Source organism: Selenomonadales bacterium 4137-cl, assembly GCA_032334055.1.
Classification (GTDB): domain Bacteria; phylum Bacillota; class Negativicutes; order Sporomusales; family UBA7701; genus Anaeroselena; species Anaeroselena agilis.
In genome coordinates this window covers 474,605-487,747 of sequence record JAUOZS010000001.1, presented here as the reverse complement: position 1 = coordinate 487,747, position 13,143 = coordinate 474,605, and the positions used below count along the sequence as shown (strand labels likewise).

The following is a 13,143-nucleotide window of genomic DNA, read 5'->3' as shown; positions in this document are numbered from 1 at the left end:
AGGGCTTTTTCAATATTGTCGCATATTTCGGTTTCTCTTTTTATGTATTCCTTCGATTTATGGATCATTTATCTTATAAATTCAGTTATCGTAATAACCGAATTTTTTTGCTCCTTTGCTTTGTATAGTGCCTTGTCAGCTTTAATAAGTAAGTCTCTTATGTCCTGATTTGGTTCTAGCGAAATAACTCCCGCGCTTATAGTAAGATCGTATGAAGAACTAAATTTCGCCTCGACCTTCTGTCGTATCCTCTCTATGACTTCATGAGCATCTTTTATAGAAGTTTCGGAGAAAATTATGGCAAACTCGTCGCCACCCCAACGAGCAACAACATCCGTAGCTCTAGTATTTTTCTTGAAAATAGCAGCAAGGTCAGACAGTAACAAGTCCCCTGCGGCATGACCGTAAGTGTCGTTAACTGCTTTAAAGCCATCCACATCTATCATGGCTACACACAACGGAGCTTTCTTTTTTGTTGCCCGTGCTTCTTCTTCATCTAACCGCAGGTAAAAGTATCTCCTGTTCCATAAGCCTGTCGTAAAATCAGTGAGCGAACTTAAATTGAGCCTCTGAATCATCCTGCCAGTAATTAATCCGGCTAATGCCAGAAGAAGGGTAGCCCCCAGCCATAATAGCCTTTCAAAACTAACACGCAAGACCATATCCAGGTAATATCCAGTTAAACCTACCATCGTTCCCAATACTACGAGTATCAAAGGAGCGTAACGACAAAAAACCTGCATTTTCACCCACTCTATCTTGCGCTACCCATGCTATAATAGTATGCCATAAAATGTAAGTTGCCTTCAAGTTATTTCCATATCAGTCCGATATAGTCTTCGCCAAAAGCTCCTAAAACCCTTCAAACTATAACCATATTATCCCATAAAATTATATATATTATAATGTTACTTTATAAATAATATAAGGATATATTACACTTACCAGAAGTGCATATGCTCTGGTAGCTCTCCTATAATTAACATAGTACCAAATCATAGGAGAGTGTACCTAGTGCGAAAAAAAGATAAGGATAAATTTTTCCCAACATATAAAGAAATCGGAAGAAAAATATCGTTTTATCGCAATCTTCGGGGATTATCACAGGAAGAACTCGCGGCAAAGATTGATATTAGTACAGGCCATTTAGCGAAAATTGAGGCACCAAATACAAATATAAGTTTTTCGCTTGATGTACTCCTGTTAATTGCCGAAGGTCTAGGAGTGTGTTGCAAAACCCATTGAAATCAAACCGGAGATTCCCTTGAAACCAGGGAAATCAAGGCCTGACGGCGAATTTACCTGTAGAGGTGAACGCCGTGTTAGGAAGCCAAGATAAACAGACCAGCTTATTGGATTTAGAAGCGTGGCTGGATGGTCCGCTGGTCGATCCCGATAGCATTTACGGACTGTTTGCCCGGTGGGGCGAGCGCCTCATCCGGGAAGAAGACTTTGCCGACCTGTACAGTGCCGTTGGCCGGCCTTCGGTTTCTCCGGCTCTGCTGTCGAAAGTGCTGTTGTTGATGTATCATGACAACGTTTCGGATCGGGAAGCGGAACAGCGCGCCCGCTATGACCTGCGCTGGAAAAAAGCGCTGGGTCTGGGCCTGAACGAAACGGGCTTCGACCATACGGCCCTGTGCCGGTTTCGTACCCGGCTGCTGCTCAATAAGCAACAGAAGCTGGTTTTTGAACGATTTGTCCGCCTCGCCAAAGAAACGGGGATCTTGAAGGACCGGGGACTGCAGATTCTTGACTCCACCCAGGTGCTGGGAGCGGGCGCTCTCCAGGACACCTACACCTTAATTAAAAAGGCCATCCAGAAGATGTTCGCCGTAAGCAGTCATGCCGGCGGTACGGCACGGGACCGGTTGAACGCCCTTTCTTTGTCCTTGGATTACAGCCAAAACGGCAAGGAGAAGATCCGGTGGGATGATGCTGAAGCCAGAACCCAGCTCCTCCGCCAGTTGGTCGGCGACGGTCGCGCCATCTTGGATGCGCTCAAGGGGGCCGAATTGACGGCGGACGAAAAGACGGCCATGGAACTCCTGGGTAATGTCACCGAGCAGGATATTGTCACCGATGACACCGGTATCCATCTCAAACAGGGCGTGGCTCCTGACCGCATTCTTTCGGTAACGGACCCGGACATGAGGCACGGACACAAAACCTCAAGCGGCAGGTTCAACGGCCATAAGAGCCAGATTCTCATGGACGAAGCCAGTGAACTTATTACCGGCATCGATATCACTGCCGGAAACCGGCCGGATGGCGAGTCGGTCGATCCCTTGTTGGCGGGAACCCTCGTCAAGCCTGGCAAGCTGCTCGGGGATACCGCGTACGGCACACTCGAAGCCCGCGATCAGATGGCTAAACATCAAGTAACGCCGGTGGCGCCGCTGCCAGGGGCTCACGCCCCGAAGAAACGGTTTGGCAAACAGGACTTTACCATCGATTTTGGGCAAGGAATCTGCTGGTGTCCGGCGGGAGAAATCACGGCCACGGTCCGGCATCGCAAGGGCGGCATTGATGTGTTTGTTTTCCCCAAAGCGACCTGCAACCGTTGTAAGTTCCGGGACCAGTGCACCCGTCACGGCAAGGGAAAGACGATTGAGCTGCATTCGCAGGAAGAGCGGCGGCGGGAGATTCTGGCCGAGATGGCCACAGAAGAATTCCGAACGCTGTACGTGAAGCGGGCCAAGGTGGAGCGAAAAGTGGCGCACCTGATTCGCAAAGGAATGCGTCAAGCCAGATATATAGGCAGAACCAAAACGCTCCTTCAGGTCGCGTTTACCGCAGCAGTGGTGAATATCAAACGGCTCTATACACTTACCCGGGACCAAGTCTGCCCATCGGTCGGGCTCCCAGCGGTCCTGGTGGGTCAGTAAGGGCCATAGGGGATAGAATCAAACGTTATTCTTTCCGGCATATCCCTAAATTGAGGTGACGGGCCGCCTTTTTAACCATGATGGGTACTCAATGGCCACAGTATACAGGGGTTTCGAAACACTCTCCTAGATATTGATATTGCAGCATTGTTCACTCCGATTGATATAAGCGGTCCACATCTGAAAAAAAGAGTTAATAGGGCATTAAAAAAATGAAACCTCGGCCTCGCCGGGGTTTTTCCCATTGCTTTATCCTTAAGGAAAATAATAAAGGAAGTCGCTAACCCAAGCCATAGGTATTACGACTTCCCCATTTAAGAACAGACCTCTAATGAGATTGTGCTAGGATTAGACTAGCATATATTGCCTATTTTTAGAAGAACAAATCCTTGTTTATCTCAAAAGTGCAGTAGCCCGAACAGCGCCAGGATCGGCACCAGGCAGGGAGTCATCATCCGGTCGAACTTGCGCTGCCGTCCGGCTTTGGAGAGCAGGATGCCGATCTGTTGTCAGAGCCACATCAGTCCGCCTAGTTCGGTTCCACACGGTTTATTTTTGGTATCCGATCGAAATGGCGGTCAAATGTGCATATTTCGGTGTGGCCCCACTCAATCATGCGGGCGGCGATCAAAGCGTCTGACCACTTTATGTTTTTTTCCACGAACAGGTCCAGAGAAGTGTGCACCACACCTATATCAATACCAAGAGGGGCAATGCCAGGGAGGTTTAACCATCCTCTTACCGCCTGGGCAATTTCTTCCTTTGGTATTTTCATTCCGTCCAGGACGTACACCACATCAGACAAGACGGGTTCGGGTATTAGCAGCAACAGTTCCCCCACCTCGGCTTTGCCCAGTAAATTACGGACCTTGGCCGCCTGCTCAGGCACGTCCTCAAGCATGGCCCGCAGAATAATATTAGCATCAATAACCAAGCTCTTTGGCTCTGTCATGTTCCATTTGCTCCCTCATTTTATAGGCGTCGACCGGGTTGTCAGGGGAAGCATACCTTTTTAGGCTGCCTATAACTTGCGACGCTGTCGTTGGCTTTTCTATGACGATAACGCCGTCATATCTTCTCCTAAAGCGGATTTTTCCGCCGCTCGGAACGCCTAATTCATCGCGGATGGGCTTAGGAATAGTGACCTGTCCCTTTTCCGTGACCGTGGCCCAATTCTCATATTCAGGTGTTGGCACAACCATTACCTCCATTCGTTTTTCCTTACTTATTATTATAAAGTAATGAGAGGATGAAGTCAAATAAATAGTACCTTTTACATTACAAGGTCGTATCGGAGCGTTCCGCCATATACGACAATTCGACTTGAACCGACCGCTTCGTGCCCTCCACCGGAATCTGTAACCATACCTTAATTTTAACCGCTTCAACATCGTCCCGTGGGAAGGTCGCCAGCCCCTCAATGATTGCGGCCAGCGACTCAACGCTTTCTCCTGCCGTGATCGCTTCCCCGACCGCCTCTTCAACGACCGCCCGGTGGGCGCTAAACTCGCCGGTGTAGGACTCGAACCATCGAAAAGCACGCGTCTGTTCATAATTTGTGTAGGCGTTCGGGTGGCCAATCGGCATAGTAACCCGATGCGATACTTCAACAGAATACATTTATCCAACCTCCAAATTGTGCTATCGGCTTTTCACGATTGTGATTTGAAACTCGCTTCCGTCGTCCATCCGGACCACTAGGCCCTTGTTGCCGGTCATCACGCCGGCGTCCGCGAAGGTGCGGAGCGCATTGCCGTTACGGGTCAAGACTCCGATTTCCGGGTCGCCGTTCCAGCCGAACAGCTCGATCGCAGAATACAGGAAACTCTCGAAATCTTGCTCGCTCAGACATACATTTTTTGGCATTTTTAGTTCCTCCATTGCCCGGCGCCTTTTTGCGCCTGCAGCCGCACCGGGATTAGCCGCCCGGCTCGGCTTTTATTACTCGACTACCGTAGAACCGTAAGCAGCAAAGGTCAGCGTGTCAGACTTAAAACCGGCACTTCGGTAGCCATCCCGGATGATGTTAAAATAGTAGGTAGATGGCACGCCAATCCTACGTCCAGGCGTCATAACATACGCCATCACTTTCCGACACTGGCCGTTGAACTCTACCGACACCGTCTGTTTCCGGTAGAGAATTGGAAACCCTTCGTAGCGGTCCAGGGCTGCCTCGTCGGCGGCCTGTATCTCCCACAGCAGGACAGGCACGTTGCCAGCCGGATCGGCCTCGATGTTGGCAACGGCGCCGCCATGCGGCCCACGGAAAGTGAGCTTAAAGCCTTCTAAGGTGGCCGACCCCTGGAGCCGAGCGGTCGGGCAGCGATATGCCATTTGTTCTAGATTCATGTTGCTTCCATAGGCTAGGTAAAGTTTTTTCATTGTAACCCCTCCAGAATTTTTAGTTCTCCCGCTTTAAATGTAGAATTCATAAAGATAATTGCGGTTACTCCCAACAAAACATTATCTGCCCGGCATTTCCATTGATAATCTCGGCAATTTCATCGATCGACAAGGAACCGATTTTTTTCTCCGCTATCCCCTCAATTAATTCTGCTACTTTTGGTTGCCTACCGCTTTTCACTTCTTCAGCCAATTCATGCCATTCATCCATTTTTTCCTCCTTGTTGTTCAGTCAAAGACTGGATTTTTTTATCAGGAAAGTGGCCTATTGTCCGCCCTGCCTTTAACGGTGGTTCGCATTCCGCCAGGCGCTATTACCTTCCATTTTCGCCATCAGGTGGAGCCGGGCGGTTTTGAATTCGTCGCCGATCATTCCGAGTCGGAGCAGCCAGCAGCGGAAGGTGTATGCGGGGTTGTAGGTTACGGTGGGGGTGGCCGAGGCGCTTTTTTGAGCGATAGCTTGGTGGCTCACAGCCAGGCAGAACTGTATGTACGCTTTGATTTTGCCGGCGTGGAGCGTGGAGTTGAACAGCCTGAACTCGACGGTGCCTTTTTGGAAAACGCTGTGGAGGTTGAGGCCGTGGTAGCGGCTGCTATGGTAGTGCTGGTAGCTGCCGTCTCCTCCGTAGGGAGCGTACCAGATGTTTTTTACCGCGTCCATGGTGGCGGGCTTTTTGGCTTTGAGAGCGGCTACCAGGCGACCATCAACCTTCTTGCAGAATCGGGACTCGCGGGCTGAATCGACTTCCAGCGCCTTGTAGATCAGCTCGTCCTTGCTGGCCATGATGTTGACCAGGTTCCGGAGGGATTTGGCGTTGTGGTTGGCGGCGTCAACGTGGACGTGGATTCCGCAACTGCTGTTTACGATTCCGCCCGCCTTCCGGATCAGCCGGACCAGCTCTTGGATATCGTTGATGTCGGCGTAGTTGCATTTCGGTGATACCATTTCGACTTTGTGGTCGTCGCCGGCTGTTGCTGTGCCGCCGGAGACTTTCTTTTCAGCCCGGATGCTGCTGTCGTAAACAACTTTCCAGGTCCGGCCGGCCGCATCGGCAACATGGTACTCTTTGTAGCAACCACCAACGTAGCGGGCGTGGGTTCCGAAGTATTTCGCTATCACGTTGGCGGCGGCTTCGCGGGTCAGGCCGGTCATTTCTATTTCAATCCCGAAGTGTTGGTTTTTCATTTTCAGCAGCCCCTTCGCTTATCATCTTGGTTTAAGCATAAACTAAGTGTGCTAGAAAGTCAACTTATTATCAACATCTTTGCTTACTTATTTACAAAGAAGATTACCTCTGTTAAAATAAAGTCAAAGGAGATGATATATATGCCAAGAACAGAGGGAATCCCGTCCGACGAGGCCCGGGAGATCGAGTTTTTACTAAAAAAATACCTGGCCGCTGCCGGCTCCAATGTGACCGACACAGTCCGCCAATTGAACGAAAAATACGGTACTGCCGACACGCCGCAGGCCGTGACCCGGCAGCTGAAAAAAGGCACCATTCCCTTCTGGAAAGTCCTCCGGATGGCTACCGTCCTGGATTACGAGATAGAGTGGCGAAAGAAGGAATCGACATGAAAATAATGATTGATCTAAAAGAGTATACCGGGACGCCGGTGGAAATCGTTAGCGTTCTGTGGGACGAGAACTTCCATCGGGATCAGTTGCCAACTATAGACGACTACATCGCCCACGCCGCGCAGAACGTGTTCAAGTTCACCGGCAAGGGGATCGACGTGGGTACCGGGACCACCGAAGAAAAATGCCAACGGTTACTGGATGGGATGATTTCTATAGGTATAGCAAAATTTCTGGAAAATTAACAGATGCTTAACTGTTATTAAGTGCGTAAATAGGCCGCAATTATGACCGATATGGAGATTAGAATACATATCTGGTTTAAGAACCCTTTAGTTGGTAAATACCACTAGCTAAAGGGGGGATTCGGAAAGTGAGAGAAGCAATGGGCCAGTTGGTCGGGGAGTATCAGGCGCCGCCGTGGAGGCCGGAGATCATCGAGCGAGTGAAGAAGGACCTGCCGGTGCTGCGGCAGCTGGTCGAGGACATCGAATGGATCGAAAGCACTCAGGCGGCCGAGGACATGACCGAAGAACAGCGGTATTATGCCGACCACCTACTTTCCGTGAAGGCCCGGGAGTTGGACTATGCGCCCTGGCGGCTTCGCTATATGTTCAGCCCGGCGGGCACCGAGGGCGTGCTGGTGGAGCGACCAGATGGGCGCTTTGGCATCGAGGGCACGTCGATCTATTTTACCTGTGGGTCGGCCTGCGAGATTTATGTTCCTTACCGGGATTGGGACGAAGCGGGCGAGAACATGACATGGATATATACCGGGATCGAAGCCAAAGATGGAAAATACTACTTCACCTCCCGGCGGGACATGCCCATGGCCGGCGTCAGGGCTAGGATTAAAAGAGATTGATGAGGCGCCGCCCCGGCGTACTAGAAACAAATAACATTGATTCACCCCGAAAAAAAGGATATACTATCGGCATCGGGAGCGAGCGAATAGCCGGACAGCGCATCGAGCAAGCCGCCTGAGCCGAAAGGCCACAGAGCGAGCATAGCCGGGCACCGTACCGAGCAAGGCCGCCCAAGGTCTGACTTAGAAATAAGTCGGGCCTTTTGTCGTTTGTAGGGAAAATAAAAAAAGCCGCTCATCCCGGAGGATGAGCGGCAACCCAAGGAGGACCGGGCTATTGCGGTATCGTTAGCAGAATACCGACGCGAGAATTGGCCGGTTCGTCGAAATTAGTATGAGCATAAGTACCCAAGTAGCCTACGGCGCCGTGTGGGGCCAGCAGCGGAATCTTAGGAACCGAAACTCGCCAACTATATGCTACAAAGACCTCTTGGTAACTCCCCCCTACTTGAATCAGCCGATCCGGGTAGGCTTTAATGTTGTATTGGTTGAGCGTGACGGTGGTCGTGGGCGGGATAACCACGATGCTGGCAGATGCCGGCGCGGTTGTACCCGGTGTGGAAGTGACAACAGGTGTGGCGGCCGGATGCGCCGGATCGGTAACAATCGCCACCTGGCCGCCGGACTTTTTTAGTTCGGCCGCGACGGTTTCCTTCACTTTGGCACCGGTCGTCGTCACAGAGGTCACAGGTGGTTCTTTAGCCGACGCCTGAATAGATAGTACTACCCTCTCCGCTTGAGAGGCAGAAAAGGGCACTTGGGCGGAGGCGGCGGCCTGTTGGACTCCGGTTGGGGTGGATGCCTGCTGCTGACTCTCGAATGTGACCACCTGAGCCGGATGAAACCGTGCCCAGGTGGAGTACAGGACCAGGAGGATCAGCAGCGCACTCAGGACCCCGAAGACGGTCTTCTTGTTGGCCATAACCCATTTAATGGCCATCATTTAGATCACTCCAAACAGGCGAGCAGGGAGAATTGTTGTTTACCACAAAAGAATACCTCCCATTTATTTATTAGCCTAACAGCGCCAGGGCAGTGTCCCGTTCTCTCGCCCAGCGGGCGAACAGGCCCGGCCGGAGGGCGGGCGCCCCGCTCGACCAGGCCGGATCGTTTATTTTGTTGTTATAAAGCGCCGTGATGATATCCGCGTCCGCCATGTCGCCGAGCTGGCGCCCGACGTTATCCGCGCCTTCCTTGAACGCCGCCGCTCCGTAGCGCGGACCGTGCTGGACCGAATTGGCGAACAGGACCTGCTTCAGCGGCAGCGAGCGCGGGACGATATCGAAACCGTAACGACCCAGCAGATTGTCAGACGCCGGCGCGAAGTACCGGCCGGCGACATAGTCATCTTGCAGTTGGGCGAATCCTCCCGGATCGACCGCGGCGAGATTTTTCCATGTATTAACAAAGTCGTCGGAGCCGCACGGATCGCCGGCAGCGGCCAGGACCACGCCGTAGTTCTGCCAGGGTACCGGCTGCTGTTGCAGCCAATCCACGAACGCCTGGACCGACCCTGGCCGGCTGGCCAGCTGGTAGAGGCCGTAGGACCACCCACCAGAATCACGCGGGTCCTGGCTGATCGTGCCCGGATCAGCACCCGGGCCGACTTCCCCCAAGATGCTAAGATAGCCAAGAAGCGTTTTATCGAGCATCAATCCTTCCCTCCTTGTTTGGCCGGCATTTGCCCATCAACGCTGTTTAACTTGCTGTCGACGATCCATTTCCCCCACCCGGTGGCGGCAGCCGCCGCGATCGCACCCACGCCAGCCCAGCAGGACGCCAGGTCGTAATGCTCGCCATAATGGCCGTTCCGGAAGAAGGCGTAAAGGTAGACGAAAAATAGGATGAGCGTCATCGTTAAGATGACGCCCACCCAGTTATCATGTAGGAACGAAAACCAGCGTTTTACCATTGTTACCCCCTCATAGCTTTAAATATATACAGCCCAACCTGGATGAGAACAGCGGTTATGCCACCAACAGCACCAGCCGCCCACAGGGCCGTAGAAATCAGTCCATCAATGCGGTGGTGAGCACTCGCCGTGCTTGCCGCCGCCTTGGCCGCCTGTATTTCTAGGGCACCTATCCGCGACTGACAAAGCGGGCAATCCCGGGTCACGACACTCAACATGGTTTCGAGCCGGGCCAACCTGTCCACCACTTCTCGTTGAAACTCATTCTGGAAATCGTGCGACATAACTCCGCCCCCCTCCCTCAAATATGAACCCCCTGTTTACCAAACCGCCCTTTTCCCCGCCAGTTTGGCGGCAGCATAGAGTCCTTGCGGCGTGAAATAACTATCCGGTAAATCCGGCAGAATAATTCCGCCGGCCGCCCGAATCACTTTAACGACTAGGTAGAACAAAGGTCGGCACTTTACTCGCCAGTCAGTATTTTCCAATTCCTTGCTATTTCCGCATTTTTTTCTTGAGCAAGTTTTTTATACTCGTCCTTTGCGGCCCTGACCTTGTCCGGGTCACTGTCCTCATGGATTACCAGAGTTTCAAGGTACTTTCGCGCCGCCATGTCCAAACGGTCATTATACTCCCGTTCTATATCAGCGTCAGTTTTGGCGATAATAATTCTGCCGTTTTTCATAACTGCCTTCGGCAATCAAAACCCCTCCATTTCATAGCGGATGTGGATATCTTCGGCCAAAAAGGTCAGTCCAAGGGGGTAACCTTCGACATACTCCATCTCAACAATCTCGCCCATCCGCAAGGTAATTGCCATTCCGTACACCTCGATATCCATATGGCCGGTATAGGTATCACTGTTCGCTGACAGATTGGCGACATTCTCGGATACCTTTGTGGCCTTGATTGTCACTACCGGTTTGAGCGCCGGAATACCGTTCTCAATTTTTTGTATGATGTTAAGGTCAGGCTCATAAAACCGGCTCTCTACCACCGTAAACCCACGTTCATTCATATCTGCGGAATTTACCGGGGAATTGGCAACGCTTACGACTTTGCCGCCTGCGCCGACGATATACCAGCACCGTTGCTCGATCATACTCTTTCACTCCGTTTCTTGTAGAGATATTGAAAGGCCCAATACTTGGCATGATGTACTTTGCAAAAAGCCGTATTGCCCTCGCGCATATTTCCGTATAGGCCGGCAAACCAGGAGAAGCAACGTCTGCAACCTGAACCAATGTCACAGTTTACACAATCCTCCAGTCCTTTTGTCGTCCCCAGGGTGCAAGTCCTGACTTCGGCGTACTTTTCGACGTCTATCCAGTTGCGAATGTCGCCTATGCGGTAATTAACCTTCCCGATCACCTGGGGGTTGCGGCAGGTGTAGCAGGGGAACAGCTCTCCTTCGGGGGTAAAAATCATTTGCCCACCAAGAGCGCCACAAATCGGAGCATTCGCTGATACCGGGACGAAGTGGGTCGGGTCAAAGGCGTTGCACCAAACTTCCTCATTCCCCGGCAGGGTCATAAAGTCGGCAATGCCGCATAACCCTTGATAGAGGTTATTGGCGTATTCATCGTCCTCAATCCACCGCAGATCGTCGACTACCGCGTTCATCCAGATTTCTTCAATCCCCAGCTCATTGACGATATACTTAACACTTTCCACAAGGTGCTTCGCCGCATCCGGCGCGACAGTCATGAGCACCATGGGCTTTTTGCCGCGCACACGCGTGATCTCCTTGATGTTTTTAGAGACAAGATCAAATTCCCCGCGCGAGGCATTCTGGGCTTCCTCAATACCATCAAAAGACACCGACACGTCCAGTTTCGGGTGCTTCAAGAGCACCTTCTGGACTTCGGGTGAACCTAGAAGCGTGCCATTGGTCAACACCGATATGCGGATTTTTCTATCCAGGGCGGGCAGATACTTTTCCCCGATGTACGTCATAGCCAGGTCTATAAGGCCGGGCTGTGTCAATGCCTCGCCCCCGCAGAAGATCAGCTTGACGTCCTGCCTGTTCTGGTTTGGGATAGCATCGAGGAACAGCCGGTCCAGGGTCTTTAGCAGAGTTTCCCTGCTCATTACCTTGCCATTGTTCTTGTATCGCTGATAACAGTAGGAACAGCTTAAATTGCAGTTATCGGTAAGGAGAATTTCATATTTCATAAAAGACCGGTTTTCAATTACGACACCATTCTTGCCAAATTGCCACTTAAATCTATCCATTTAAACCTCCATAAAATCAGCAATCGCAAGCGCAGTTACATTCGCAGGAGAAGCATGACGCAGTATTGCCGTCACCCCAGGTTGAGTTAGGGTAGACACTTATGTTGACGTTTTGATACCAACCGCCGTCGGAATAGGTTCCTGCCGCGCTGAATATCAGCGCCTTCGTGACCTGGTTGTAGCTGGAATTGTAGCCGGTCAGATAAAGGTAAACCGGATACCAGGTAGCAGATACGCTAAATCGAATCGTATTCGGGCCGGGAGTGGATTGCGCCGTAATCGATACCGAGTTTCGCCCCCTCAATATCCCCAGAGAATCCCGAAATGCGTTATTGGGGTCTCGCCCTACGTTGCCATCGTTTTTGTAGTTCAACCCTACGGAGGCTTCGGAAATATCATAGTTCCTCGGGTTTTCCGTGATAATGTGTTTGCAGCGTCCGTCAGTGCCGAAGAAGTATCTCATTATTTCACCCCGATGATCAAATAGTTGGCCGTTCCGTTCCGCCAGCCGCCCAGTTCGTAAATATAGGTCTGGGCGGTTACCACCCGGTTGGCATCGGCGGCGCACACGCTGCGATAGTGGATGTAGGCGGGGCCGCCCTCATATACGTCCCAGCTGTCGGTATGGTCGGTGTTCATCGAGACTATCCAGCAGCATTGAGCCTGAGTAAAGCCCGTCGGAAGCGGAATAGTCCCACCATGGGAGATAACTCCGGCCAGCACGCCCACGTCTTTTGAAACAACGGATATTACGCCATTTGCATCTACCGAAACGCCGGAGCCGATCATAACGCCGCCAAGGATCGAAGATGTCGCGACAGGCGGGGTTAAATTTGCGGGTTTACCCGTCACGTTGGACCATGCGACGGCTGATGCAGTGGCCGCGTTGCCGGTGATGTTGGCCGGCAGATTTCCGTTTGTATCGAGCTGCAAAATTTTATTGGCCGTCGCCACAGTAACCACGCTGGAGGCATTTACTTTTGTAGCGTCCTGCTGGTCGACGTACTCCTTGCTGACCGCCGTTTTTGAAAGATCAAAAATCATCTTCCAGGTAGGGGTCATGTCCATCAGCTGAAACAGTTGGTTTAAGTCCGTTCTGAGGCAGAGCATCCCCTGCTCTAAATTTGTGGTCGGAAAAGAAGTGCCCGAGCTGCACGATAGGATCGTCTTGTCATTGTTTAACAGCTCCTCGCGGCTGTTCGTTAGGGTTCGGGTACTCGGTATATCAACGAAATTTTGCAAGTCATCTACCTCCCGTCAA

At 51.6% G+C, this 13,143-nt stretch carries 21 protein-coding genes; 5 read left to right on the top strand and 16 right to left on the bottom strand.

The window, feature by feature from the left end:
* Positions 1–68: 68 nt before the first annotated feature.
* The gene (locus tag Q4T40_02470) at positions 69–743 is read right to left on the bottom strand and encodes a GGDEF domain-containing protein (GenBank protein ID MDT8900101.1); all 675 of its coding nucleotides are present in this window, start codon (positions 741–743) and stop codon (positions 69–71) included.
* Between the two features lie 271 nt (positions 744–1,014).
* Here Q4T40_02470 and Q4T40_02465 point away from each other — a divergent pair, with 271 nt between their 5' ends.
* Together Q4T40_02465 and Q4T40_02460 are read left to right on the top strand one after the other, a co-directional pair.
* Complete coding sequence (locus tag Q4T40_02465; protein MDT8900100.1) at positions 1,015–1,245, top strand: helix-turn-helix transcriptional regulator; 231 nt, start codon at positions 1,015–1,017, stop codon at positions 1,243–1,245.
* Between the two features lie 74 nt (positions 1,246–1,319).
* Complete coding sequence (locus tag Q4T40_02460; protein ID MDT8900099.1) at positions 1,320–2,888, top strand: IS1182 family transposase; 1,569 nt, start codon at positions 1,320–1,322, stop codon at positions 2,886–2,888.
* A 529-nt stretch (positions 2,889–3,417) separates the two neighbouring features.
* On the opposite strand, the gene Q4T40_02455 is transcribed toward Q4T40_02460, so the two are convergent.
* From Q4T40_02455 to Q4T40_02425, 7 genes are all read right to left on the bottom strand, one after another.
* Positions 3,418–3,840 (bottom strand): PIN domain-containing protein, encoded by a 423-nt coding sequence (locus Q4T40_02455; GenBank protein MDT8900098.1) that lies wholly within the window; start codon positions 3,838–3,840, stop codon positions 3,418–3,420.
* Entirely contained in the window at positions 3,812–4,099 is a 288-nt protein-coding gene (locus tag Q4T40_02450; protein MDT8900097.1) for an AbrB/MazE/SpoVT family DNA-binding domain-containing protein, read from the bottom strand. Before Q4T40_02450 ends, Q4T40_02455 begins: the two co-directional genes overlap by 29 nt.
* A gap of 67 nt (positions 4,100–4,166) precedes the next feature.
* Entirely contained in the window at positions 4,167–4,508 is a 342-nt protein-coding gene (locus tag Q4T40_02445; GenBank protein MDT8900096.1) for a hypothetical protein, read from the bottom strand.
* A 21-nt stretch (positions 4,509–4,529) separates the two neighbouring features.
* Positions 4,530–4,754 carry a hypothetical protein gene (locus Q4T40_02440; GenBank protein ID MDT8900095.1) on the bottom strand — a complete coding sequence of 75 codons (225 nt, stop codon included), beginning with the start codon at positions 4,752–4,754 and terminating at the stop codon, positions 4,530–4,532.
* 75 nt (positions 4,755–4,829) lie between these two features.
* Positions 4,830–5,270 (bottom strand): gamma-glutamylcyclotransferase family protein, encoded by a 441-nt coding sequence (locus Q4T40_02435; GenBank protein MDT8900094.1) that lies wholly within the window; start codon positions 5,268–5,270, stop codon positions 4,830–4,832.
* Positions 5,271–5,334: 64 nt separating this feature from the next.
* Positions 5,335–5,502: a hypothetical protein gene (locus tag Q4T40_02430; GenBank protein MDT8900093.1), complete on the bottom strand. Its 168-nt coding sequence runs from the start codon at positions 5,500–5,502 to the stop codon at positions 5,335–5,337.
* A gap of 72 nt (positions 5,503–5,574) precedes the next feature.
* Positions 5,575–6,477, bottom strand: coding sequence for an amidoligase family protein (locus Q4T40_02425; protein ID MDT8900092.1), 903 nt, complete (start codon positions 6,475–6,477; stop codon positions 5,575–5,577).
* 141 nt (positions 6,478–6,618) lie between these two features.
* On the opposite strand from Q4T40_02425, the gene Q4T40_02420 reads away from it, so the two are divergent.
* From Q4T40_02420 to Q4T40_02410, 3 genes are all read left to right on the top strand, one after another.
* Complete coding sequence (locus Q4T40_02420) at positions 6,619–6,870, top strand: hypothetical protein (GenBank protein ID MDT8900091.1); 252 nt, start codon at positions 6,619–6,621, stop codon at positions 6,868–6,870.
* Complete coding sequence (locus Q4T40_02415; protein ID MDT8900090.1) at positions 6,867–7,115, top strand: hypothetical protein; 249 nt, start codon at positions 6,867–6,869, stop codon at positions 7,113–7,115. Before Q4T40_02420 ends, Q4T40_02415 begins: the two co-directional genes overlap by 4 nt.
* A 128-nt stretch (positions 7,116–7,243) precedes the next feature.
* On the top strand, positions 7,244–7,735 hold the full coding sequence (locus tag Q4T40_02410; GenBank protein ID MDT8900089.1) for a DUF5348 domain-containing protein: 492 nt from the start codon (positions 7,244–7,246) through the stop codon (positions 7,733–7,735).
* A gap of 274 nt (positions 7,736–8,009) precedes the next feature.
* On the opposite strand, the gene Q4T40_02405 is transcribed toward Q4T40_02410, so the two are convergent.
* The 8 genes from Q4T40_02405 to Q4T40_02370 form a co-directional block, all read right to left on the bottom strand.
* A complete protein-coding gene (locus tag Q4T40_02405) occupies positions 8,010–8,678 on the bottom strand; it encodes a hypothetical protein (protein ID MDT8900088.1) in 669 nt (222 codons plus the stop codon).
* A gap of 70 nt (positions 8,679–8,748) precedes the next feature.
* Positions 8,749–9,387, bottom strand: coding sequence for a hypothetical protein (locus Q4T40_02400; protein MDT8900087.1), 639 nt, complete (start codon positions 9,385–9,387; stop codon positions 8,749–8,751).
* Entirely contained in the window at positions 9,387–9,647 is a 261-nt protein-coding gene (locus Q4T40_02395) for a hypothetical protein (GenBank protein ID MDT8900086.1), read from the bottom strand. Before Q4T40_02395 ends, Q4T40_02400 begins: the two co-directional genes overlap by 1 nt.
* A 2-nt stretch (positions 9,648–9,649) precedes the next feature.
* Entirely contained in the window at positions 9,650–9,931 is a 282-nt protein-coding gene (locus Q4T40_02390) for a hypothetical protein (GenBank protein MDT8900085.1), read from the bottom strand.
* 179 nt (positions 9,932–10,110) lie between these two features.
* Complete coding sequence (locus Q4T40_02385) at positions 10,111–10,347, bottom strand: hypothetical protein (protein MDT8900084.1); 237 nt, start codon at positions 10,345–10,347, stop codon at positions 10,111–10,113.
* A complete protein-coding gene (locus tag Q4T40_02380) occupies positions 10,348–10,749 on the bottom strand; it encodes a hypothetical protein (GenBank protein ID MDT8900083.1) in 402 nt (133 codons plus the stop codon).
* Positions 10,746–11,882: a radical SAM protein gene (locus Q4T40_02375; GenBank protein ID MDT8900082.1), complete on the bottom strand. Its 1,137-nt coding sequence runs from the start codon at positions 11,880–11,882 to the stop codon at positions 10,746–10,748. Before Q4T40_02375 ends, Q4T40_02380 begins: the two co-directional genes overlap by 4 nt.
* A gap of 462 nt (positions 11,883–12,344) precedes the next feature.
* Positions 12,345–13,124 (bottom strand): hypothetical protein, encoded by a 780-nt coding sequence (locus Q4T40_02370; GenBank protein ID MDT8900081.1) that lies wholly within the window; start codon positions 13,122–13,124, stop codon positions 12,345–12,347.
* Between the last annotated feature and the right edge of the window lie 19 nt (positions 13,125–13,143).